Origin of the sequence: Promicromonospora sukumoe 327MFSha3.1 (assembly GCF_000385135.1) — a bacterium.
In the GTDB taxonomy this organism is placed as follows: domain Bacteria; phylum Actinomycetota; class Actinomycetes; order Actinomycetales; family Cellulomonadaceae; genus Promicromonospora; species Promicromonospora sukumoe_B.
This window is the reverse complement of the sequence record NZ_ARQM01000017.1, coordinates 136,354-159,321: the sequence shown is the minus strand read 5'-3', so window position 1 is coordinate 159,321 and position 22,968 is coordinate 136,354. Positions and strand designations below refer to the sequence as shown.

The 22,968-nt window shown below is 73.3% G+C and carries 17 protein-coding genes; 11 read left to right on the top strand and 6 right to left on the bottom strand.

Going from position 1 to position 22,968, the window contains the following annotated elements:
- The first annotated feature begins 94 nt into the window (after positions 1-94).
- Positions 95-1,102, top strand: a complete 1,008-nt coding sequence (locus H291_RS0126790; protein WP_020018113.1) for a helix-turn-helix domain-containing protein — start codon at positions 95-97, stop codon at positions 1,100-1,102.
- Positions 1,103-1,175: 73 nt separating this feature from the next.
- Entirely contained in the window at positions 1,176-2,474 is a 1,299-nt protein-coding gene (locus tag H291_RS0126785; RefSeq protein ID WP_020018112.1) for an MFS transporter, read from the top strand.
- Positions 2,475-2,598: 124 nt separating this feature from the next.
- Here the strand turns inward: H291_RS0126785 and H291_RS0126780 are convergent, their stop codons facing one another.
- Positions 2,599-3,423 (bottom strand): alpha/beta hydrolase, encoded by an 825-nt coding sequence (locus H291_RS0126780; protein ID WP_020018111.1) that lies wholly within the window; start codon positions 3,421-3,423, stop codon positions 2,599-2,601.
- Between the two features lie 109 nt (positions 3,424-3,532).
- Positions 3,533-6,280, bottom strand: a complete 2,748-nt coding sequence (locus H291_RS0126775; protein WP_020018110.1) for a helix-turn-helix transcriptional regulator — start codon at positions 6,278-6,280, stop codon at positions 3,533-3,535.
- 108 nt (positions 6,281-6,388) lie between these two features.
- Here H291_RS0126775 and H291_RS0126770 point away from each other — a divergent pair, with 108 nt between their 5' ends.
- Together H291_RS0126770 and H291_RS0126765 are read left to right on the top strand one after the other, a co-directional pair.
- Entirely contained in the window at positions 6,389-7,234 is an 846-nt protein-coding gene (locus H291_RS0126770) for an alpha/beta fold hydrolase (protein ID WP_033328130.1), read from the top strand.
- Positions 7,235-7,421: 187 nt separating this feature from the next.
- Positions 7,422-11,462, top strand: coding sequence for a S8 family serine peptidase (locus H291_RS0126765; protein WP_157237378.1), 4,041 nt, complete (start codon positions 7,422-7,424; stop codon positions 11,460-11,462).
- Between the two features lie 82 nt (positions 11,463-11,544).
- Here the strand turns inward: H291_RS0126765 and H291_RS0126760 are convergent, their stop codons facing one another.
- A complete protein-coding gene (locus tag H291_RS0126760) occupies positions 11,545-12,945 on the bottom strand; it encodes an MFS transporter (protein ID WP_198012595.1) in 1,401 nt (466 codons plus the stop codon).
- Between the two features lie 70 nt (positions 12,946-13,015).
- On the opposite strand from H291_RS0126760, the gene H291_RS0126755 reads away from it, so the two are divergent.
- Positions 13,016-13,474 (top strand): winged helix-turn-helix transcriptional regulator, encoded by a 459-nt coding sequence (locus H291_RS0126755; RefSeq protein ID WP_020018106.1) that lies wholly within the window; start codon positions 13,016-13,018, stop codon positions 13,472-13,474.
- 16 nt (positions 13,475-13,490) lie between these two features.
- Here the strand turns inward: H291_RS0126755 and H291_RS0126750 are convergent, their stop codons facing one another.
- From H291_RS0126750 to H291_RS0126740, 3 genes are all read right to left on the bottom strand, one after another.
- Entirely contained in the window at positions 13,491-14,219 is a 729-nt protein-coding gene (locus tag H291_RS0126750) for an aminotransferase class IV (RefSeq protein WP_020018105.1), read from the bottom strand.
- 47 nt (positions 14,220-14,266) lie between these two features.
- A complete protein-coding gene (locus tag H291_RS31820; RefSeq protein WP_020018104.1) occupies positions 14,267-15,994 on the bottom strand; it encodes an HNH endonuclease in 1,728 nt (575 codons plus the stop codon).
- Between the two features lie 494 nt (positions 15,995-16,488).
- Complete coding sequence (locus H291_RS0126740; protein WP_020018103.1) at positions 16,489-17,355, bottom strand: alpha/beta hydrolase; 867 nt, start codon at positions 17,353-17,355, stop codon at positions 16,489-16,491.
- 147 nt (positions 17,356-17,502) lie between these two features.
- Between H291_RS0126740 and H291_RS0126735 the strand changes: the two genes are divergently transcribed.
- The 6 genes from H291_RS0126735 (at position 17,503) to H291_RS0126710 (ending at position 22,851) form a co-directional block, all read left to right on the top strand.
- The gene (locus tag H291_RS0126735; protein WP_157237377.1) at positions 17,503-18,114 is read left to right on the top strand and encodes a TetR/AcrR family transcriptional regulator; all 612 of its coding nucleotides are present in this window, start codon (positions 17,503-17,505) and stop codon (positions 18,112-18,114) included.
- Positions 18,115-18,239: 125 nt separating this feature from the next.
- On the top strand, positions 18,240-18,878 hold the full coding sequence (locus H291_RS31815) for a hypothetical protein (RefSeq protein WP_020018101.1): 639 nt from the start codon (positions 18,240-18,242) through the stop codon (positions 18,876-18,878).
- Positions 18,879-18,965: 87 nt separating this feature from the next.
- Complete coding sequence (locus tag H291_RS0126725; RefSeq protein ID WP_033328128.1) at positions 18,966-19,634, top strand: copper resistance CopC family protein; 669 nt, start codon at positions 18,966-18,968, stop codon at positions 19,632-19,634.
- Positions 19,635-19,645: 11 nt separating this feature from the next.
- Positions 19,646-20,158 (top strand): copper chaperone PCu(A)C, encoded by a 513-nt coding sequence (locus tag H291_RS0126720; protein ID WP_020018099.1) that lies wholly within the window; start codon positions 19,646-19,648, stop codon positions 20,156-20,158.
- The gene (locus H291_RS0126715) at positions 20,145-21,365 is read left to right on the top strand and encodes a Dyp-type peroxidase (RefSeq protein ID WP_020018098.1); all 1,221 of its coding nucleotides are present in this window, start codon (positions 20,145-20,147) and stop codon (positions 21,363-21,365) included. Before H291_RS0126720 ends, H291_RS0126715 begins: the two co-directional genes overlap by 14 nt.
- A gap of 13 nt (positions 21,366-21,378) precedes the next feature.
- A complete protein-coding gene (locus H291_RS0126710) occupies positions 21,379-22,851 on the top strand; it encodes a PepSY-associated TM helix domain-containing protein (RefSeq protein ID WP_020018097.1) in 1,473 nt (490 codons plus the stop codon).
- Positions 22,852-22,968: the final 117 nt, after the last annotated feature.

Sequence of the window (22,968 nt, the reverse complement as noted above, 5' to 3'; positions counted from 1 at the left end):
TCGCGACACGTCACAAGAGGCGCATCGTGGCGGCTTTACGGCATGTCGTGACTCCGCCAGAGTTGGGCACCCATCGACGTGACGGAGGAGTGCCATGCTCGGCGACGTGCTCGGACTGACCCCTGACGAGACCCTCGCGTACAGCGAGCTCGTCGCCATGCCCTCGGCGACCGTGGCGGACCTCGCGGCGGCGCTCTCCACCTTCGGGACCTCCCTGGGCGACGCCCACCGGCTGCTGCGGCGCCTGGAGGAGCACGGCCTGGCAGCGCGGCTCACCGGGGACGAACGGCGGTTCGCCGCCGCGCCGCCCGCGATCGCGCTCGGCGCGCTGCTCGCCCGGCGGCAGGACGAGGTGCGGCACGCCGAGGTCGAGCTCAGCCGGCTCGAGGAGGTCTACCGGGTGGCGGCGGCGGGCCGGGGACCCACCGACGTCGTCGACGTCATCCGGGGCGAGGACGCCGTGCGGCACCGGTTCGAGCAGCTCCAGCTCGGGGCGCGCGAGTGCGTCGACGCGTTCGTCCGCCCGCCCGTGATCGTCACGTCCAGCCAGGAGAACTCCGCCGAGGGCCAGGCCGTCGAGCGGGGCGTGCAGTACCGGGTGGTGGTCGAGCGCAGCATGCTGGAGAGCCAGGACGTGACGATCGACGAGGCGGTCGAGGCCACGGAGGCGGGGGAGGACGTGCGGTTCGCCGAGCGCGTGCCGCTCAAGCTCATCCTCATCGACCGCCGGCTCGCGCTGCTGCCGCTCACGTCGTCGGGCGACGTCGTGGGCGCGCTGCTGGTCCGCGAGAGCACGCTGCTCGACGCCCTGCTCGCGCTCTTCGAGAACGTCTGGGACCGCTCGACACCGCTGCTCGTGGGCACGTCCGGCCTGGCCGGCGACGTGGTGGAGCACGTGGACGACGACGACGCCCGCGTGCTCGGCCTGCTGCTCGCCGGGCTCACCGACCAGGCCGTGGCCAAGCAGCTCGGCACGTCGCTGCGCACCGTGCAGCGCCGGGTGCGCGCGCTGATGGACCTGGCCGGCGTCGAGACCCGCGTGCAGCTCGGCTGGCACGCCGCGACGCGCGGGTGGGTGCGCGCGGGGGCCGTTCCCGTGTGACCTGCGCGACGCGGGCACGGCAATGTCCGAAATCCGCTTTCCGCGCCGCCGGGCCCGGGGCGAGGATCGGCCGGTGACCTCTTCTCCACGCACCGGCGCCCTCGGATTCTGGGCGGACCTGCCGCGGGACGGCCGCTGGCTGCTGTCCACCGTGGTGGTGCAGTTCTTCGGCCGCGGCCTGACGCTCCCCTTCACGATCATCTACCTGCACGAGGTGCGCGGGTTCTCGCTCGCCCTGTCCGGCACGCTCATGGGCCTGATCGCCGTGGTCGGCGTGCTCGTGACCGGCCCGGCCGGCGCGCTGGTCGACCGGTACGGCGCCCGCCGCGTCATGCTGACCGGCCTGTTCTTCGCCGTGGCGGGCTACTCGGTGCTGGCCTTCGCCACGACGCCGCTGGTCGCGGCCGCCGGGCTCGCCCTGTTCGGGGTTCAGCTCGGCGTCGGCTGGCCGTCGGTGAACGCGCTGGTGGCCACGGTCGTCGACGGCGACCTGCGGCAGCGGTACTACGGCGTGAACTTCGCGCTGCTCAACCTCGGCGTCGGCGTGGGCGGCGTGGTGGGCGGCCTCGTGGTCGACGTCGAGCGGCCCGGCACCTTCGTGATGGCGTTCCTGGTCAACGCCGCGACGTTCCTGCTGCCGATCGTGGTGCTGCTGGGCCCGCTGCGGCACCTGCACGGCCGCGTGGACCGCCCGCACGACGCCGAGGTCGGCGGCGAGAGCTACCTCGCGATCCTGCGCCGGCCAGAGGTGCTGTGGCTCTCGGCGCTCGGCCTGCTCGCGGCGTTCGTGGGCTACGGGCAGATGGAGGGCGGCTTCCCGGCCTTCGCCCGGCAGGTCGCCGAGGTCTCCACGCGCGTGGTCGGGTTCGCGTTCGTGGTGAACACCGTGGTGATCGTGGTGCTCCAGTTCTGGGTGATGAACCGCGTGAGCGGACGACGCCGCACGCGCGTGCTGGCGCTCATGGCCGTGGTCTGGGCGGCGGCCTGGCTGCTGCTCGGCGTCACCGGCCTGATGCCGGGCGGGCTCGCGGCCGTGGCGATCGTGCTGGCGTTCCACGGCGTGTTCGGCCTGGGGGAGACCCTGATGCAGTCCGTGCTGCCCGCCCTGACCAACGACATGGCGCCCGCCCACCTGCGCGGCCGCTACAACGCGATCGGCTCGGGCTCGTTCCAGGCCGGGACCATCGCGGGGCCCGTGGTCGCGGGGCTGCTGCTGGAGCACGGGTGGTCGGGGGCGTTCATCGGCGTCGTGGTGGCGGGCTGCGCCGGCATCGCGGCGACGGCGTTCGCCGTCGGACGGCGCGTGACGCCGGCGATCAACGGCGTCGAACGCGCACGGACGGAGGCACCGGAGCCGGCGTCGTCGTCCTGACGGCCGGGTCCGGAGCCGCGTTAGCGGCTCCCCTTCGAGGCCTAAGTTTCTTCGCTTTGGAGTCATTCAAAGCGAAGAAACTTAGGCCTCGAAAGGGGCGGCGCCGCAGGCGCCCCGCGCCGGCTCAGCCCACCGGGTCCGACGTCGCCGCGTGCTCCCGCGCCCAGGCCAGGGCGTGGTCGGCCACGGCCTCCCAGCCGGTCGCGCCGCAGGTCCAGTGGTCGCGGCCCTCGAACTCGTAGTACTCCGTGACCGCGGGAGACTTGTCGTAGTGCCTGGCGTTGGACCGGTTCACCGATGGCGGCATGATGTGGTCCTCGCTGCCGCCGATGAAGAGCAGCGGGGCGCGGTCGGCCGCGTAGTCCACCCAGGTCTCCTGGGGCCCGGGCTTGAGGTTCGCGAACAGGCCGTACTCCCAGACCCAGTGCCCGGGCGCCGGGATGGCGTACCGCTCCCAGACCTGGCGGGACTCCTCCTCGGAGAGCGTGTTGGTGAACGCGTAGTGGAACTCCTCGGGCGTGAAGCCCACGGCGCGGTGCCGGTTGGCGGGGTTCTTCAGCGCCGGGAACAGCGACCTGACCTGCGACAGCGGGCTGACCCGCACACCCTCGGTGGGCGCGGAGTCGATCACGACGCCCGCGGCGCCGAGCCCGCGGGCCAGCAGGAGCTGCGTGAGCGTGCCCCCGAACGAGTGGCCCATGATGATCGGCGGCTTCGGCAGGGCCTCGATCACGCCGGCGAGGTGGTCGACGGTCTCGGGCACGGTGAGCTTCGCGATGATCTCGGGGTTCTCCCGCAGTGCCTCGACCTCGATGTCGAAGCCGGGGTAGCCGGGCGTCACCACGTTCAGGCCCTCGGCCCGGAAGTGGTCCACCCAGGCCTCCCAGCTGCGCGGGGTCATCCACAAACCGTGGACGAGGACGACGGTGTCGGGCTGTGCTGCGTTCATCTGGCTGCTCCTCGGGGCGTCGGTCAGGGGCGACGTCCTCGACCTTGCCGTCCAGCCCGGCTCGCGCGGACCACGTGAACCACGTAGTCCGTCGCGGGTCCGGGAGGTGCTATGGCGCCGCGCCGGCGTGCAGGGCCAGCCGGTCCGCGAGCTGCCGCCGCGAGGTCACGCCGAGCTTCTGGAAGACCTTGCGCAGGTGGTAGTCCACGGTGCTGGGGCTGATGAACAGGTTCGCCGCGATCTCGGGGTTGGTGCGCCCGCGCGCGGCCAGGCGCGCGATGGTGTGCTCCTGCGCCGTCAGCCCGAACCGCCGGGGCGGGGCGTCGGTGTCGCCCGGGGTGCCGAGCGTCGCCAGCTCCGCGACGGTGCGCGCCACGAACAGCTCGGCGCCGCTGTGGTGCAGCTGCTGCAGGGCCAGGCGGAGCTGCTCGGCCGCGTCACGCCGCCGTCGGGCCCGGCGCAGCCACTCCCCGTAGACCAGGTGGGACCGGGCCCGGTCCATCTCCGCGCCCGTGCCGCCCAGGGCCTCGATCGAGGCGCGGTAGTGCGGCTCGGGATCGTCGGGGTCGGCCAGGGACAGCGCCAGCGCCCGCTCCGCGACCCCGCGGCACCACGCCGAGCCGTTCGCGTCCGCGAGGGCGGACAGCAGCCGGGCGGCCCGCGCCGCCTCGGCCGGGTGCCCGCTGCGCGCGGCCGCCTCGACGTAGTCGGGGTACTGGTGCGGTGTGACGTGCAGGAACGGGTCCTCGATGAGCGGCAGCAGCCGCTCGTAGGCGTCCTGGTAGCTGCCCTCGGCGAGGTCGCGCACCGCGAGAGCCGCCACGGCGGACCCCTCGACCCCGCCGAACCCGGTCGCGGCGGCGCCGTCGGCGATCGCCTGGACGGCGGGCCGCGGCGCCCCGGTCCAGGCCAGGACGGCGACGTTGGGCACGTTCTCGGCGTCGTACCCCATGGCGCGGCGCACCTCCCGCACCAGCTCGTCGTAGCTGGTGGCCCGGCGCAGCGACCCGCCCCAGAGCTCGGTCATGGCCATGACCCACAGCAGGGTGTCGAGCACCTGCAGCGCCCCGGAGTCGCGCGCCGCCTGGGCGGCGCGGACCAGGGCGGCGGTGCGGCCGGCGTCGTCCCACAGGAACGTGCCGAGCGAGGCGATGGTGGTGCCCAGGTGCATCAGCTCGGTGTCGGGCAGCGCGAGGAGCGCGTCGAGCGCGGCCCGCGCCGGGCCCACGGCCTGGGGATACGGTTCGAGCACCAGGGCGCCCAGCCCGCGCAGGACGGCGGACGTCGGCCCCTCCGCGAGGTCCGCGCCCGCGGCGAGCCGCCGGCCCAGCTCCTCGCGCGTGACCCCGAGCATGAGCCGCTCGGCCGTGCAGCACGACTCGAACGCGCGCAGCAGCGCCACCTGCTCCCGCTCGGGGTCCCGGCCGTGGAACGCGTCTGCCGCGCCGAGGCGCGCGGCCGTGACCCCGCGGACGCCGTCGGGGTCGGCCGTGAACAGGGCCAGGGCGCTGCGCACCGATGTCACGCGGCCGCTCGTGACGGCGTCGACCGCGGTCAGGTCGATCTCGTCGACGAGCCGCTGGGCCAGGTGGACGGCCCCGACGGACAGTGCCGCCTCGGCCGCGCCGACCTGCCGCGCGCCGCGGACCGGCCCGGGCGGCGTGAGCTCGGCGGCGCGGGTCAGGATCGTCGCGCGCGAGGCGAGCCCGCCGCGCCGCGCGGCCAGGTCCGCGGTGTGCGCCAGGCGGTCGGCGACCGCCGGGTCGGTGCCCAGCACGGCGCGGGCCGCGTGCCAGGCCGCCGTCTCGACCAGGCCGAGGCCCTCCGCCGCCCGCGCGAGCGCCGCGTGCATGCGGCGCAGCTCGGGGCCGGGCGCGGCGTTGTAGACGGCCGAGCGCACGAGCGGGTGCCGGAACCGCACCACGGGCTGCAGCTCCACCAGGCCGGCGAGCTCGGCCCGGTCGCCGCCGCCGGGGTCCAGCCCGACGTCGGCCGCCGCGGCGGCCAGCAGGTCGATGTTCCCCGTGGAGTCCGCGGCCGCGAGCAGCACCCAGGCCTGCACGTGGTGGTCGGCGCGCCGCACCTGCCGCACGTAGTGCTCCTCGAGGTGCCGGCCGACGGGCACGGGCGCGCCGCCGAGCCCCAGGTCGGGCAGCTCGTGCACCAGGGCGTCGCCCGCCAGGTCGATCAGCGCCAGCGGGTTGCCGCCCGTGGCCCGGGCGATGGCCGCGGCCGCCGACGGCGCCACGGGCTGCGCCGCCGACCGGTTCAGCAGCTGCACCGCGGCCTCCAGGTCCAGGCCCGTGAGGGCGAGGTGCGGCACGCCGCCCATCCGCTCCGCGAAGCCGCCGTCGTCCCGCGCCGCGAAGACCACGGCGACGTGCTCCACCGCGAGCCGCCGCGCCACGAACGCGAGGGCGTCCAGGCTCTCGGCGTCGATCAGGTGCGCGTCGTCGACCACGCACACCACGGGGGTGCGGTCCGCGGCCGCCGAGAGCAGGCCCAGCACGCCCAGGCCCACCAGGAACCGGTCGGGCGGCGGCCCCTCGGTCTGGCCCGACGCGACGCGCACCGCCTGCCGCTGCCGCTCCGGCAGCTCGGCACAGTGCTCGCGGAGCGTCGTGACCAGGCGCTGCACCGCCGCGAACGGGATGGTCGACTCCGACTCGTACCCGTCCAGGCGGATCGTGGCCAGGCCCGGCACGCGGGTCGCCTCGGTCAGCAGGCAGGTCTTGCCGATCCCCGGCTCGCCCAGCACCAGCAGCGACCCGCCGCGGCCGGTGCGTGCACCGCGGAGCAGCGCGGCCAGCCGACGCAGCTCCTCGTCGCGCCCCAGAGGGGTGGCGGCGGTCTCCATCCGCCCACGGTAGGTCGGTACGGGAGGGACTACGTGGTTCACGTGGTCCATTCACCCGGTCCGCTGCGGATGATCTTTTGTGTCCGTACCACGACAGGAGACATACCGATGGCCAGGAGACGCTTCACCCGCCCTACCGCCTTGGTCGCCGCGCTCGCCACGGCACTGCTCGCTCTCTCGTCCGTGACCGGCTCCACCATGCCGGCCCGCTCGCACGGTTCCCACGGGTCCCCGGGTGATCACACCAAGCCCACCATCGTGCTCGTGCACGGCGCGTTCGCCGACTCCAGCGGCTGGTCCGGCGTCTCCGAGCGCCTCATGGACCGCGGCTACCCGGTCATCGCGTTCTCCAACCCGCTGCGCGGCCCGACGTCGGACAGCGAGTACCTGCGCCTGTTCCTCGACACGATCGAGGGACCGATCGTGCTGGTGGGCCACTCCTACGGCGGCGCGGTCATCACCAACGCCGCGACCGGCGACGACGACGTCGAGGCGCTGGTCTACGTGGCGGGCTTCGCGCTCGCGGAGGGCGAGACCGTGGCCGACGCCAACGCGCTGGGCGGCGGCCCGCCGCCGGTCGTGATCGACCACCTCGTGCTGCGCCCCTACCCCGGGGCCCCGGAGAACGACGCCGACGCGTACATCGACCCCGAGTGGTACCCGCGACTGTTCGCCCAGGACCTCCCGCGCGACACGGCCCGCGTCATGGCCACCAGCCAGCGCCCGGCGACGCTCAGCTCGCTGGTGACGCCGTCCGGCCCGCCCGCCTGGGAGGACATCCCGAGCTGGTACATCGTGGCCAAGAACGACCGGATCATCCCGCCCCAGGCCGAACGGGCCATGGCGAAGCGCGCCGGCTCCACGACGGTCGAGCTCAAGAGCTCCCACGTCGCGATGATCAGCCAGCCCGGCGCCGTCACCAAGGTCATCCTGGACGCGGCCCGGAACAGCTGAGCCCCGCCCGCTGAAAGCTGTCCGCCGCCTGGGTGCTGGTTCCCAGGCGGCGGACAGCGGGTGAGCAGCATACTTTCGTTGCCCTTTTCGCCCGCTCTCTCCAGAGTGTCACGTGGCCCACGTACGTGGACCAGTGGTTGCGCCCCGCTCAGGGCGCTTGCACCCCGGAGGCAAGATGCACAGTCGCATGCCAACCAGACGACGCGCGCCGATCGCTCTCGCAGCGGTCGGCGCACTGCTGGCCACCACGGTGAGCGTGACCCCGGCGCTCGCGAGCACCCCGGCCCCGGTGGGGGCGGCGCCCGTCGTGACTGCCGACGTCCCCGACCGCGCCGCCGACAAGATCACGCCCGCCGTGCAGACCCGGCTGGAGACCAAGGAGTCGGCCGACTTCTGGATCCGGTTCGCCGACCGGCCGGACCTCGCGCCGGCCAAGGCGATGACCGACTGGGACGAGCGCGGCCAGTACGTCTACGACGAGCTGACCCGCACGGCCAAGGCGGCGCAGTCCGGCGTCGTCGCCGACCTGAAGGCCGCCGGCGTGGACTACGAGTCCTACTGGATCAGCAACGCGATCCTCGTCGAGGACGGCACGCAGGAGCTCGCCGAGCAGGTCGCCGCCGACCGCGAGGTCCGGCAGGTGCACGAGCGGTTCGCGGCCCAGCCCGTCGAGCCCGTGGAGCGCAAGGCCGCGACCAAGCGGGCGCCGCTCGCGACCGAGTGGGGCCTGGACGCGATCGGCGCCCCCGACGTGTGGGACCTCGGGTTCACCGGTGAGGGCATCACCGTGGCGAACATCGACTCCGGCGTCGACGTCGAGCACCCCGCGCTGCTGGAGCACTACCGCGGCTACCTGGGCGCGGACGGCCTGAGCAACGACTACAACTGGTTCGACGCCGGCGGCTTCTGCGACGGCGCGCCGTGCGACGGCGACGCCCACGGCACGCACGTCATGGGCACCATGGTGGGCGACGACGGCGAGGGCAACCAGGTCGGCGTCGCACCGGGCGCCGACTGGATCGCGGCCAACGGCTGCGCCTCCTGCTCCGACGCCGACCTGCTGGCCTCGGGCCAGTGGATCCTGGCGCCGACGCGCGCAGACGGCTCGGACCCCGACCCGTCCCAGCGCCCGCACGTCGTGAACAACTCGTGGGGCCAGCAGGAGCCGGGCGCCATCGACGACTTCATGTCCGAGGAGATCGACGCCTGGGAGGCGGCGGGCATCTTCGGCGCGTGGGCCGCGGGCAACGCGGGCGAGGCCGGCTGCCAGTCGACGTCGTCCCCCGGGGCCAACGTGGCCACCTACGCGGCCGGCGCGTTCGGGGAGTCCGGCGAGATCGCCGAGTTCTCGTCGCGCGGCCCGGGCGCCGACGGCGAGACCAAGCCGAACCTGTCCGCCCCCGGTGACAACGTGCGCTCGTCCGTCCCGGGCGGCGACTACGCCGAGTTCAGCGGCACGTCCATGGCCTCCCCGCACCTCGCGGGCGCCGTCGCGCTGCTGTGGAGCGCGGCCCCGGTCCTGGTCGGTGACATCGAGGGCACCCAGGCCCTGCTGGACCAGACCTCGGTCGACGTGGCCGACGACTCCTGCGGCGGCACCCCCGCCGACAACAACGTGTGGGGTGAGGGCAAGCTCGACGTCGCGGCGCTCGTCGCCGCCGCGCCGACCGACGGCTTCGGCTTCGTCGCGGGCACCGTGACCGACGCCGACGGCGAGCCCGTCGGCGGGGCGCGCGTGACCACGGGCGACCGCTCCGACACCACGGACGCCGAGGGCGCGTTCCGCCTGGGCCTGGAGGAGGGCACGCACGAGCTGGCCGTCTCCGCGTTCGGGTACCTGGACGCCACGGCGCAGGCCGAGGTCGTCGAGGGCGAGACGGTCACGGTGGACGTCACCCTGGAGGCCGCGCCGACCACGACCGTGAGCGGCACCGTCACCGACGGTTCCGGCCACGACTGGCCGCTCGACGCCGAGATCACGGTGCAGGGCGCGCCGAGCGGCGTCGCCACCTGGACCGACCCGTTCACCGGCGAGTACTCGCTGGAGCTGCCGCAGTCGGCCACGCACACGCTCGTGGTGCAGCCGTCCGCGACCGGCTATGCCGCGTTCACCCAGGCGGTCGAGGTCGGCACGGACCCGGTGTCCGCCGACGCCGCGATCCCCGTGCTCTCCGAGTGCACGGCCCCCGGCTACGACCTCGTCGGGGCGGGCGCCACGGAGGAGTTCGAGTCGGGCGACGTGCCCGAGGGCTGGACCGTCGAGGACCTCGCCGGCACCGAGCAGGTCTGGACGTTCGACGACCGGTTCGGCGCGAGCAACATGACCGGCGGCGAGGGCCTGTTCGCCGAGGTGAACAGCGACGCCTACGGCGAGGACGGCGCGCAGGACACCACGCTCACCTCGCCCGCGTACGACCTGTCGGGCATCGAGGCGCCGCTCCTGACGTTCGACCAGTCGTACGGCGCGATCGGCGACTTCGCCGACGTGGACCTCAGCCTCGACGGTGGGGAGACCTGGGAGACCGTGCTGCACCAGACGTCCGACGCGCTCGGGCACACGGTCGTGCCGATCACGGCCGCCGCCGACCGGTCCGACGTGCGGGTCCGGTTCCACTACGGGGACGCCGTGTACGCCCTGTGGTGGCAGGTCGACAACGTCGCGATCGGGGCCTGCACCCCGATCGAGGGCGGCCTGGTCTCCGGGTTCGTGCACGACCTCAACACCGGCGACGGCGTGAACGGCGCCACGGTGACGGCGGGGGAGCAGAGCACGAAGACCGCCGACCCGGAGAACCCGACGGTCGGCGCCGGGTACTACTCGCTGTTCTCGCCTCAGGTCGGCGAGCAGCAGGTCGGCTACGCCGCCAAGGACTACGAGTCCACCGAGGCGACGGTGACCGTCGTCGCCGACGCGATCACCCGGCAGGACGTCGAGCTCGCGGCCCCGCTCCTGACCGTCTCGCCGGAGCAGATCTCCCGCGAGGTGCGCCTGGGCGGCACCCGGTCCGGCTCGTTCACCGTGACGAACGAGGGCACCGCGCCCGCGGACGTCGAGGTGGCGCCGGCGTCGTCCGACTTCGAGATCCTCGGGTCGACGGCGGGCACCGGTGTCATCAAGGGGGCGACCGGTGAGACGACCGAGGTGACCACGGCGTCGTCGCCGGGCGCCAAGGGCGTGGCGGCCGCGAAGGACGACGGCCTGGCCCGGAACGGGAAGCACCCCGGGAGGACGGCGACGCCGTCGGCCCCGCCGGCGCTCCTCGCGGACGGGACCACGATCACCCACTCCTCGTCGCAGGACATCACCATGGGCAACTCGGTGGGGTGCGTGGGCAGCCAGACGCAGTGGCTGCGGACGTTCACCCTGGAGGACTTCGACATCCAGGGCGAGCTCGCCGTGACCAACGTGTCGTTCGGCGTGGAGCTCGCGGCGGCGGACAGCGACGTCACGGTCAACCTGTACGAGCTCGACGGGGACTTCGTCTACGAGAACATGACGCTCGTGGGCTCGTCCGACGTCACGCTGGAGGCCCAGGAGCTCACGCTGGTGGACGTGCAGGTCACCGGCACCGCGTCCGGCACGCTCGTGGTCGAGGTGGTCAGCGCCGACGAGTTCTTCATCGGCTCCAACGCGGAGCCGGAGACGGCGCCGTCGTACCTCGCCTCCGACGACTGCGGCAATCCCGAGCCCGCCACCGTGGCGGACCTCGGCTTCCCCGACATGCACACGGTGCTCAACGTGACCGGCGAGACCACGGTCGACGTGCCGTGGCTCGACGTGCAGCCCCCGGCCTTCACGCTGGCCCCGGGCAAGTCGGCGAAGGTGCTGGTCGACCTCGACAGCAGCCGGGTGGACCAGCCGGGCACCTACACCTCGGAGGTCGTGGCCGACGGCGGTACGCCGTACGCCGAGCCCCGCGTCGAGGTGTCGCTCTCGGTGACCCCGCCCGCGAGCTGGGGCAAGATCGCCGGCACGGTCACGGGCGCCACCTGTGACGACGAGACGGTGCCGCTCGAGGGCGCGTTCGTGGTCATCGACGGCTCCGAGTACGACGTCACGCTCGTGACCGGGCCGGACGGCGGCTACGCCCGCTGGATGGGGGTGTCCAACAACCGGCTGACGCTGCTCAGCTCGGCGACGGGGTACCCGCCGGAGTCGAAGTCGGCGCGCATCGTCAAGGGGCAGACGGTGGTGCACGACTTCGAGCTGAACGAGTACTGCGGCTAGGTAGCCGTTCGCTGGTCGAGCGTTCCTCGCTGGTCGAGCTTGTCGAGACCCACGTCCCGGCAAGCTCGACCAGCGGTGGGCGTCAGGGACGCCGACCGCGCACCCAGGTGGCGATCCCGAGTGCCAGGGCGAGCACCGCGGCGGTCGCGGGCACCAGCAGCGCCCGCTGGTAGTCCGCTGCTCCGGCGGGCGAGGAGGCGTGCCCGTTCACCAGCACGATCGTGGCTGCCGTGACGCCCAGCGCGGCGCCGAACTGGAACGCCGTGTAGACCACACCGCCGGCCACGCCGTGCTCCGACTCGGCCAGGCCCGCCGTGGCCGCGCCGGTCAGCGGCCCGTACACGAGGGCGAACATCACCGCGACGAGCAGCAGCGAGGGCAGCAGGTCGAGGTAGCCCCAGGCGCCGTCGAGGCGCAGGGCCAGGACGAACGCGACCGCGCCGGCGGCGATCCCGGCCACCAGCACGGGCACGTTCCCGAACCGCTGGACCAGGCGGTGGGTGACCAGCGGCGCGATGATCATGTCGGCGCCCATGACGGCGAAGACCAGTCCCGTCGCAACCGGGGACCAGCCCCGGTACTCCTGCAGGTAGAGCGTGATCAGGAACTGGAACGCGAAGAACGCTCCGATGACCAGCAGCCCCGCCAGGCTCGCACGGAGCAGCAGCCCCTCGCGCAGCACGGCCGGCCGCAGCAGCGGGTCCTTCGCCCGCCGTTCGACCAGCACGAACGCTCCGGCCAGCACCGCCGCCGCGGCGAACGCGGCGAGGCCCGCCACCACGTGCCCGCCCTCGCCGAGGGCGACCACGCCGTAGATGAGCGCGACCATGGTTGACGTCAGCGTGACCGCGCCGCCGACGTCGAACCCGCCGCGGGGCACGTCGGCGGGCTCGTCCGGCCGGATGAGCAGCCGCCCGGCGATCCAGAGCGCGGCGCCCACGATCACGGGTGCGAAGAACACCCAGCGCCAGCCCGCGTCGGTGAGGAAACCGCCCGCGACGACGCCGAGCGTGAACCCGCCCGCGCCGATCGCGCCGTAGATCGCCAGCGCCCGGTCGCGGAGTGGGCCCTCGGGGTAGCTGGTGGTCAGCAGGCTGAAGCCCGCCGGTGTCATGAACCCCGCGGTGGCCCCGGTGACGAACCGGGCGACGACCAGCACCCAGGCGTCGTCGGCCAGGCCGCCCAGGCCGGAGAACACGACGAACACCGCGAGGGCGACCAGGAACGTGCGTCGTCGGCCCACGAGGTCGGCCGTGCGGCCGCCGAGGATCATGAACCCGCCGTAGGCCAGCACGTAGGCGCTGATCACCCAGTGCGCGTCGGCGGTCGCCAGGCCGATGTCCGCGGCGATGGCGGGCACCGCGACGTTGAGCATCGCGATGTCGATGCCCTCCAGGAAGAGCGCGCCGCAGACGACGGCGAGCACTCCCCAGCCCGTCCGTGTCGCGGTGGTCGGTCGTGCGACCGCACTCGTGTCCGTCACAGAGATCTCCTCGCTCGGATCCGCATGGTTACCACTTGTAACCATGACGATCGTTGGGCACGATCGACGGATGGCACAAGAAGGCACTTCGACGTCACCGGGTTCCCTCGAGGTAACCGCCGCGGAGCTGGCGGAGTGCCGGGCGGACCGCGACCCGTTCCAGTGGGACGTCCGCGAGGACTGCCAGGTGCGGCAGATCCTGGACCGCATCGCCGACAAGTGGTCCCTGCTGGTGATCGCCCTGCTCGACGAGAAGAAGCTCCGGTTCGGCGAGCTGGGCCGGGAGATCGACGGCATCAGCAAGCGGATGCTGACCGTGACGCTGCGCAACCTCGAACGCGACGGCCTGGTCTCGCGCACGGTCTACCCCGAGGTGCCGCCGCGCGTGGAGTACGAGCTCACCGCGCTGGGCCGCACCCTGCTGGCGACGACGCAGGCGCTGGTGTCCTGGACCGAGGAGCACCAGGACCAGATCGCGCAGGCCCGTCAGGCGTTCGAGGCGGCCAACGCGGACCCGGTAGCCGGCTGAGGTCCCGCGCTGTCGCTCAGACCTGGTCCCACGGGACCGCGGCCAGCCGGTCGACGACGCCGGCCAGGAGCGGGCCGGCGTCGGGCAGCGGGACGTCGTCGATCGAGGCCACGGCGACCACGCCGATGGAGTTGACCAGGAACGCCCCGGCGAGCCGGCCGACGTCGCCGAGCCGGACGGTGCGGCTGCTCGACGGCGTCGTGGCCTCGACCAGCCGCATCGCGGTGCCGTGCAGCTGGGGAGCGTCCGGCCAGACGACGGCGCCGTCGGGCTCCAGGAAGCCGATGTTCGCCATCGACGACTCGGCGACGGCGCCGTCGGGGGCGGTCAGCAGGGCGTCGTCGTACCCCTCGAGGGCCACGCGGCGGGCCCACTCAGCCTGGGCGAACCCGCCCAGGTGCTTCACGTGCGGGAACGGCCGCAGGTAGGGCACGGAGCGCAGCCGCTGCGGCGCGGCAGGCGGATCGCGGGGGTCGGCCACGGAGACGACGACGTGCTCGGCGTGCCGGAGCGTGACCCGCACCGCCGCGTCGGCCGTGCCGTCCAGTGCGTGCCGGATGAGGTCCCGGACCCGGTCAGCCTCCAGCGGGCGGCCGAACAGCTCGCGGTGCGCGGCGTCGAGCCGGGCCAGGTGGTTGGCCAGGCCCTGGACGCCGCCGTCGCGCACCTGCATGGCCGTGAAGTGGCCGTAGGTGCTGAACAGATCGCCGGGGTCGGCGGGGTGGCCGTCGGTCTCGATGCGCACCCACGAACCCTAGATGGTTGGGGTTGGGGCTGGGGCTGGGGCGGTGGTCAAGTGGGGTGCGTCCAGGAGAGGTCGGGTCGGCGCGCGCGGGTGCGGGCTCGACCGGGCGGCCCTTGTGTCGGGCGTGGTTGGCGAGGTGGTTGGCTCGGCTGGTAGGGGATCGCGCCGTGGGCCGGGGTGGTCTGGCAGCCGATCGAGTAGCGGCTGCGGGGGATGCGACCGGGTGCGGGGCCGGTTACGCCGACGGCCGGGAGCCAGGGTGGTGTCGCGGAGCGCTCGCGGGCCGATGGCGCACCCTGACCGTCACTGGGCGCATCGGTTGCCGACGCGCGCCCGTCGCCGGACGCGGTCGTGTCTCGGTCGGGGGTCGAGTCCAGGTCTCGGCGCGTCTGACCGGATACCAGCGGGTCGGCGGGTGCCGCTCCGGTGGAGTCCGCACCGGGAACCAGTGCCGTATCGCGGGTCCTGGCTGGTGACGCGTCGGGGCTTGTTGTCGTGTTGTTGGCCCTGACCGGTGTCGGAGGTTCCGGCGCGACCGAGACGTACGTGTGCCCGGTCGGGGTGATGGTCTCGACTGCGTGGAGGCCGTTGAGCTGGGTGGTCTTCTGCCGCCAGCCTGGTGCTTGCTTGGCGTGATTGCACCTGGCGCACAGGCCTTGGCCGTTGTCGAGGCTGGTCGGGCCGCCCTCGGCGTGCGGGGTGACGTGATCGGTGTGCCGGATGGGGGCGTCGCACCACGTGGTGGCGCAGATGCCCTGTTCCCGGGCTCGCAGCAACGCTGCCAGGCCCTGGGGGTGGAACCGGGATGTGGATGTCGTGGCTAGGAGCCGGCCGTGGGGGTTGACGTAGATCGAGCGCAGCCACGCCGTGTCCTTGTCGATCGCGTGGGCGGCAAGGTTGCGGGCGACCGGTGCCGGCACGACGCCCGCGCCCGCCGATGCGCCCTCGACCACCACGGCGGGCTGATTGCCGCCCGCGAGGAGGGTGTCGTCGGAGACGAGCAGGTTGATCGTGACCGGGACATCGTTCGCCTGCCCGGGTTCACGGGTGGTGACGCGTTCGATGAGGGTGTCGGCCATGATCTGGCCCACTCCACGCTCGTCACCCGTGGCCTTCGTGGCGTCGGCGGTTGCTTTGAGCTGGGCGTAGGCCTGGACGCCCTGTGCCATCGGGACCAGGGCGGTGAGGTAGACCATCAGGTCGGGTGCTGGGCGGATCGAGACCCGCCGCTCCGTCACGGCCTTCGCGTTGCGCTTCACGCAGGCGTGCACGTCGAGCTGGGCGGCGAGTTCCTTGATCCGGGCGATCAGCCGCTTCGTGCTCATCCGGGTCAGTTCGGTCAGGTGTGCGGGTCCGCAGATCTCCTCGTCGATGAGGGCACGGTGTTCCAGTGACAGGTGGGAGGTCTCGCGGACCAGGATGGTTGCACGCCACTGGGACAGCACTCCGGCCTGCAGTGCGGCGAAGGTGTGGGGCATCTGGGTGACCCAGACCCGGGAGGTGGAGACGAACCCGGCACCCGCGTGCGGACTCACACGCAGGGCGGCACCGACCTGGTTGGGGACACCCCGCCCGCGCCGCTCGGCGCGGATGCTTTGCCGGGCCTCGTCAGCCCGGGTCGCCTCGTCCAGCGCCACCGTCAGCCGGGCCTGGGTGGCGGTGATCGCGTTCTTGACGGCTTCGAGTTCCCCAAGCAGGTCGACCCATTCGGCCTGCACCGCACCCGGAACACCCATGCTTCCGGACTCGATGTCAGTGGCGCCGGGCAAGATCATCTCTGCCAAGGCCCGTCGTACCGCCCGAACGCCCGCCGCGTCGACAACTCCGCCAGGCGCGGATGCACCGGAGGCACCGGACATCCCGGCGGTATCGGATGTCCCGGCACGGCCGGGCAGCACCGACCCGCCAGGCCGCTTCGGTCCGTTCTCGGGCAGCACCGATCGAGCAGGCTGCTTGCCTGCTCGTCCTGGTACCTCACCCGTTCGCGTCATGCCATCAACATATGGCACACACGTACGTACCGCTCGTTGAATCGACCCGATCTGCCATCAGCAGAATCGACTGCGCCTCGCGACGGAACCCTGAAACTCGATGGCCGCGCTCGATGGCCGCGCAAGTGATCGGTAGAAGGTCAGGTGATCGGCAACTCGAGTTGCCGATCACCTGACCTTCTACCGATCACCTGGGCCCGCGAAGCATGACGCACCGAACCCGTGGCACCAGCCACCGAGCAACAGGACCCCGCCCGGCCGACTGGCCGCCGCCGCCGTCACGCCGTGACGGTGGCGTGCGACGCGGCCCAGGTCAGGGCGTAGTCGGCGATCTCCTCCCAGCCGGGCTGGGAGACGAGCCGGTGCGTGCGCCCCGCGTACTCCTTGTACTCGACCACCGCGGGGCTGCCGGTGCCGTTGTACTTCGCGACGATGGCCTTGCCGATGGCCGGCGGGACCACGTTGTCGATGCCGCCCGTGATGACCAGGAGCGGCGCGCGGTCGGCCCGGGCGTAGTCGACGTGGCTCACCCCGCCCTTCTCGTTCGTGGTCGCGGCCACGCCCTCGAAGAGGACCCGGTTGTAGGACGGGACGGCGGACTGCTCCCAGAGGACGTCCGACGAGGCGCGGTTCAGGTCGTTGCCGAACGTGAAGTGGAAGTGCCCCTTCGACAGCGGCTTGGCGCCGTTGCGGCCGAACGGGTTGGACAGGATCGGCAGCCCGGTGCGCAGCGTGGACAGGGGGAGGGTGGTGATCCCGGCGGTCTGTCCCGGCGCGACGCCCACGTAGGCGGCACCCAGGCCGCGGTCGGCCAGCATCTGCGTGATGACGCCGCCGAACGAGTGGCCCATGATGATCGGCTTGACCGGCAGGGTGCGGATGATGCGCTCGTAGTGGTCGGCGATCTCCTTCAGCCCGATGCCGCGCAGTGCTGCGGGGTTGGAGCGGATGTCCTGCACGCTGCGGTCGTCGATGCCGGGCCAGCCCGGGACGAGCACCTCGTGGCCCGCGGCGCGGAAGCGCTCGGCCCAGGTGTCCCAGCTCTTCGGCGTCATCCACAGGCCGTGGACCAGGACGATCGGCAGCTTGGCGGGGGCGGGGGCGGGGGTGGTGCCGTTGGTGGTGGTGTCGGCGGTGGCGTTCATGTCGGGCTCCTCGGTCTCGGTGGGCCGGGGACCCGGTCCGTCGTCGTCAGGAAGAACGATCGTTCTTTCTCTGTTATTCCGAGAAGGTACGCCCGGCCTGGGCGGCCGTCAAGCCCTAAAGAGAAAGATCGTTCTATGCTGAACGGCATGGCACCCAGGACCACCGCCTCCCGCGCCCCGCGCAAGACCGCCGACGGCGCCTCGGAGGCGCGCGAACGCCTGCTGCGCACCGCGTCCCAGCTGTTCTACGCCGAGGGCATCCACGTGGTCGGCGTCGACCGCATCGTCGCCGCCGCCGGGGTCACGCGCGCCACCTTCTACCGGCACTTCCCGGGCAAGGAGGACCTCGTCGAGGCCTACCTCGGTGTCGAGGACACGAACCTCCGCGCGGCGCTCGGCGGCGCCCGCGCCGCCACCGACGACCCGGTCGAGCTGGTCGGGATGGTGATCGAGGGCATCGCCGAGGACGTCGCCCGCCACCACACCCGCGGCTGCCCCTTCATCAACGCCGCCGCCGAGTACCCCGACGCCGACAGCGGCGTACGGCGCGCCGTCGACAAGCACCGCGCGTGGTTCCGGGGCGCGCTCAAGCAGGTGCTGACCGACGCGGGGGTCGACGACGCCGTGACCCGCGCCGGCCAGCTCGTGCTCCTGCGCGACGCCGCCCTGGTGGGCGGGTACCTGGACGGCTGGGACAACGTGCGCGTGGCGTTCGTCAGCGCGGCCCGCCAGGCGGCAGGCCTGGAGCCGGCGGGCTGAAGGCTGCGCCCCCGACCGAAGTCAAGGCAGCGGCCTCTGCGAGGCACGTACCAGACTTCCCTTTTGCGTGCGGCGACCCATATCCTGGCGTCCGTCTTGTGACTGTCACGAGGGGGAACAGGCCGATGAACGCACCCGACGCCGGACGGGGGACCGCGCGCGGAGTGCGCGGCGTCCTCGCGGCGTCGGCGGCGACCCTCGTGGCCCTCGCCTCCCACCTCGCCGGCGGCGGGGACCTCCCGAGCTGGCTCGGCGTCCTCGTGCCCTGGGTGCTCTCCCTGCCCGTCTGCACGGCGCTGGTCGCCCGCCGGCTCACGCTGCCGCGCCTGACGGTCTCGGTCGCGGCCAGCCAGCTCCTGTTCCACCTGCTGTTCCAGCTCGGCACCCCGGCCGGCACGCTCCAGGCCGCGAACCCGGGGACGCACGGCGCGCACGGGGACATGGCCCCGCTGACGATGTCCGGGGCGCCGCTCCAGGCCGAGCTGATGCACGGCGGCCCGCAGATGTGGCTCTGGCACGGCATCGCGGCGGCGGTCACCGTGATCGTCCTGCACCGCGGGGAGCTGCTGCTGCGGCGCCTGCGCGAGCTCGGCGGCCGCATGGCGGCCTGGCTCCTGCGCGGCTGGGCCGTCGCCGCCCACGTGCTCACCTTCGTCGCGCCCGCCCGCTCCCGGGTGCGCGCCGAGACCTTCCGCCCGCTCCACCCGGGGCCGCGGATCACCCCTCTCCTCCGCAGGGGACCTCCCGCACCGCACGCGGTCTGAGCTCTGCCCCACGGCGCACTGGTGTGCCCGTGGGCTGTTCCGTGCTGTGCCGACGTCGATCCCTGACGTCCGAGGAGAGGTCCCTTCATGCCCCGATTCCGTCCCCTCGTGGGCGGGACCGCGGTGGCCGTCGTCGCGCTGCTCGCGACCGCGGCCCCCGCGTCCGCCCACGACAAGCTGGTCGCCAGTGATCCGACGTCCGACCAGACGCTGGCGGAGGCACCGGCCACGGTGTCCCTGACGTACTCCGCCGAAGTCCTGGACATGGGCGCCGCCGTCGTCGTCACCGACGGCGACGGCACCGACTGGGTGTCCGACGCGCCCGCGATCGACGGGGCGACCGTGACGGCCGCCCTGGACGCGGACATGCCGGACGGCGGCTACGAGATCCGCTGGCGGGTCGTGTCCTCGGACGGGCACCCCATCACGGGGATCGTCCCGTTCGCCGTCGGGGACGGCGAGGAGCCGGGGGCGGGGTCCGGCTCGGCCGGCCAGGCCGGGGACGACGCCGCGGCGTCCGAACCTGCTGCTTCCGCGCCCGCGGACGATGCGGCCGCCGATGCCGCCACGCCGAACAGCTCGCAGAACCAGACCGCACAGGAGGACGAGGGGCCCTGGCGGGTCGTCCTCGTCGGTGCGGGCGGGGCCGCCGTCGCGGCGGCCCTGTTCGCGCTCGTCCATTTTCTCCGCCGCCGCAGCGATGCGAGCGGCCCCGGCGACGACGGGGACACCCCCGACGCGCCGGGAACGAAGTGAGAGGTACTTCTGTGTTCACACCTACGAAGCGCAACACCGCCCGGCTCGCCCTCGCCCTGGCGGCCACGCTGGCCCTGGCCGGCTGCACCGCCGCCGACGCGGCCGACGACGCCGTCGCGGCCCCGGCCGGCGAGTCCGTGACCCTGACCGACGGCTGGGTCAAGGCCGCCGGCTCCGGGATGTCCGCCGCGTTCGGCGGGCTGACCAACGCGGGGTCCCAGGACGTCACCGTCGTCTCCGCGACGACGGAGGCCGCCTCGATGCTCGAGCTCCACGAGACCGTGGAGAACGAGACCGGCGAGCTGATCATGCGGGAGATCGACGGCGGGTTCGTGATCCCCGCCGGGCAGACGCTGGCCCTCGAACCCGGCGGCAGCCACATCATGCTGATGGACCTCGCCCACCCGCTGGAGGCGGGCGAGGAGGTCACGTTCACGCTCACCTTCTCGGACGACTCCACCTTCGAGTTCACGGCACCCGTCAAGGACTACTCCGGGGCGAACGAGAACTATGACCCCTCCTGACCACGGCGCACGCGCCCGGTCGGGGTCGACCCGGCGGCAGTTCCTTCTCGGGGGAGCTGTCGCCGGCGTCGGCGCGGCCGCGGCCATCGGCGCAGACACCGCCCTGAACGCCGCCGCCCAGGAGGCGCCCCCGGCGCCGCCGCACGGCGAGCAGACCGTCCCGTTCCACGGGGAACACCAGGCGGGCATCGACACCGCCGCCCAGGCGCACGGGTTCTTCGTCGCGCTCGACCTGCACGACTCCGCTGACCGCGCCGACCTGACCCGCATGATGCGCATCCTCACCGACGACGCCGCCCGCCTCACCCAGGGCGCCCCGGCGCTCGCGGACTCCGAGCCGGAGCTGGCGGCGTCCCCGGCCCGGCTCACGGTCACGTTCGGGTTCGGCCCGCGGTTCGTCGAGCGCGCGGGCGGCTCCCGGCCGGGCTGGCTGGGCCCGCTCCCGGCGTTCGGCATCGACCGGCTGGAGCCCGGGCTCGGTGACGGCGACCTGCTGCTCCAGGTCGCGGCCGACGACCCGCTGACCGTCGCCCACGCCTCGCGCATGCTGCTGAAGGACACCCGCAGCTTCGCCTCGGTGCGCTGGACCCAGCAGGGGTTCCGGCGCGCGCACGGCACCGTCGCACCCGGCACCACCATGCGGAACCTGTTCGGCCAGGTCGACGGCACCACCAACCCGGCCCCCGGCACCACCGACTTCGACCGCGTGGTGTGGGCCACCGACGGCTGGCTCGCCGGCGGCACCGGCATGGTGGTGCGCCGCATCCGGATGGACCTCGACAAGTGGGACGAGCTCGACCGCGGCGGACGGGAGCAGTCCGTGGGCCGGTACCTGGCCAGCGGCGCGCCCCTGACCGGCACCGACGAGTTCGACGAGCCCGACTTCGAGGCCACCACCGCCATCGGGTTCCCCGTGATCCCGGAGTTCTCCCACCTGCGCCGGGCGCGCAGCGAGAACCCGGACGAGCGGATCTTCCGGCGGGCCTACAACTACGACGACGGCGGCGCCGGAGCCGAGGTCTCCGACGCCGGCCTGATCTTCGTGTCCTTCCAGGCGGACGTCGACAGACAGTTCGTCCCGCTCCAGCGCCGCCTGGACCAGCTCGACCTGCTCAACGAATGGACCGTCCCCATCGGTTCGGCCGTCTTCGCCATCCCACCCGGGTGCCGCGAGGGCGGATTCATCGGCGAATCCCTCCTCACCTGAAAGCAGGCCCTTCATGACCGACACCCTCACCGGTTCGACCGCCGAGCTACCCGCCGAAGTCGACCCGTCACCACCACCCGCGCGCAGGACGCCGTGGTTCGGCCCGCTGCTGCGGCGGCTGCACTTCTACGCCGGCCTGCTCGTCGGGCCGTTCATCCTGGTCGCCGCCACCAGCGGCGCCCTCTACGCGCTCGCGCCGTCCATCGAGCAGGTGGTCTACGACCAGGAGCTGCACGCCCCCGTCGGCAGCACGTCGCTGAGCCTGGCCGAGCAGATCGAGGTCGCCCAGACCCGGGTCGACGCCGACGCCGTCCTCACCGCCGTCCGCCCCGCACCGGAACCGGGGGACACCACCCGGGTCATGTTCGGCGAGGACGGGCTCGGGCCCAGCGAGTCCCGGGCGATCTTCGTGGACCCCGCGACCGGCGAGGTCCGCGGCGACCTCACGGTGTACGGGTCCAGCGGCTCCCTGCCGCTGCGCACCTGGATCTCGAACCTGCACCGCAGCCTGCACCTCGGCGACCCGGGCCGGCTGTACAGCGAGCTGGCGGCGTCCTGGCTCGGCATCGTCGTCGTGGCCGGGCTGATCCTGTGGATCAACCGGCTGCGCGCGTCCCGGCGGGCCGCCGACGTCGTCCGCCCGAAGCGGCGGGTCACCGGGTACCGGCGGCTGCTGTCCTGGCACACCGCCGTCGGCGCGTTCGTGGTGCTCGGCGCGCTGTTCCTGTCCGCCACCGGCATCACCTGGTCGCAGCACGGCGGCGGCAACGTCGGGGAGCTGCGCACCGCCATGGGGTGGACCACGCCCGCCCTGGACACGCGGCTGAGCGGCGACGTTCCCGCCGGCGGCGACGAGCACGCCGGGCACGGCGCGTCGTCGTCGGAAGGGGAGCAGGGGCCGACCGGGGTGGCGAACCCCGCCACGTTCGACGGCGTGCTCGCCATCGCGCAGGGCATCAACGTCAACACCGGCGAGGTCGAGATCAAGCCGCCGGCCGAGCCCGGCATGGCGTGGACCGTGCAGGAGAACAAGAGCGACGTGCCGACGCAGGCCGACGCCGTGGCCGTCGACGGGACCACCATGCAGGTGGTGCACCGGACCGACTTCTCGCAGTTCCCGCTCATGGCCAAGCTCACGACCTGGGGCATCGACCTGCACATGGGCCTGCTGTTCGGGCTGGCCAACCAGCTCGTGCTGTTCGTGCTCGCACTGGGCATCGGCTCCATGGTGGTGCTCGGCTACCTCATGTGGTGGAAGCGCCGGCCCACCCGCGAGCCGCGCGGTCTGGGCGGCCCGGCGCCGGTGCGCGGCGCGCTCCAGGGCGCGCCGTGGTGGGGGCTCGCGGCGGTCGCCGCGGTGGCGATCACGGTCGGGACGTTCCTGCCGCTGGTCGGCTACACCCTGGTGGCGTTCGTCCTGGTGGACGTCGTCGTGGGGCTCGTCCAGGCCCGCCGCGCCCGGACGGAGGTCAGCGCCACGCCCTGAGCTCGAACCCGGCGTCGGCGACCGCGGCCTCGACCTCCGCGCGGTCGACCGGCGCCAGGGTAATACGACATCTCTACATGATGTGGTACTGTCGGCGGCTGTCCGGTCGCTGTAACT

Bases quoted from the DNA above. Each gene is read 5' to 3' on its own strand.
- H291_RS0126790 (WP_020018113.1), top strand. From the start codon at position 95: ATGCTCGGCGACGTGCTCGGACTGACCCCTGACGAGACCCTCGCGTAC.
- H291_RS0126780 (WP_020018111.1), bottom strand. From the start codon at position 3,423: ATGAACGCAGCACAGCCCGACACCGTCGTCCTCGTCCACGGTTTGTGG.
- H291_RS0126775 (WP_020018110.1), bottom strand. From the start codon at position 6,280: ATGGAGACCGCCGCCACCCCTCTGGGGCGCGACGAGGAGCTGCGTCGG.
- H291_RS0126770 (WP_033328130.1), top strand. From the start codon at position 6,389: ATGGCCAGGAGACGCTTCACCCGCCCTACCGCCTTGGTCGCCGCGCTC.
- H291_RS0126765 (WP_157237378.1), top strand. From the start codon at position 7,422: ATGCCAACCAGACGACGCGCGCCGATCGCTCTCGCAGCGGTCGGCGCA.
- H291_RS0126755 (WP_020018106.1), top strand. From the start codon at position 13,016: ATGGCACAAGAAGGCACTTCGACGTCACCGGGTTCCCTCGAGGTAACC.
- H291_RS31820 (WP_020018104.1), bottom strand. From the start codon at position 15,994: ATGATCTTGCCCGGCGCCACTGACATCGAGTCCGGAAGCATGGGTGTT.
- H291_RS0126740 (WP_020018103.1), bottom strand. From the start codon at position 17,355: ATGAACGCCACCGCCGACACCACCACCAACGGCACCACCCCCGCCCCC.
- H291_RS0126735 (WP_157237377.1), top strand. From the start codon at position 17,503: ATGGCACCCAGGACCACCGCCTCCCGCGCCCCGCGCAAGACCGCCGAC.
- H291_RS31815 (WP_020018101.1), top strand. From the start codon at position 18,240: ATGAACGCACCCGACGCCGGACGGGGGACCGCGCGCGGAGTGCGCGGC.
- H291_RS0126725 (WP_033328128.1), top strand. From the start codon at position 18,966: ATGCCCCGATTCCGTCCCCTCGTGGGCGGGACCGCGGTGGCCGTCGTC.
- H291_RS0126715 (WP_020018098.1), top strand. From the start codon at position 20,145: ATGACCCCTCCTGACCACGGCGCACGCGCCCGGTCGGGGTCGACCCGG.
- H291_RS0126710 (WP_020018097.1), top strand. From the start codon at position 21,379: ATGACCGACACCCTCACCGGTTCGACCGCCGAGCTACCCGCCGAAGTC.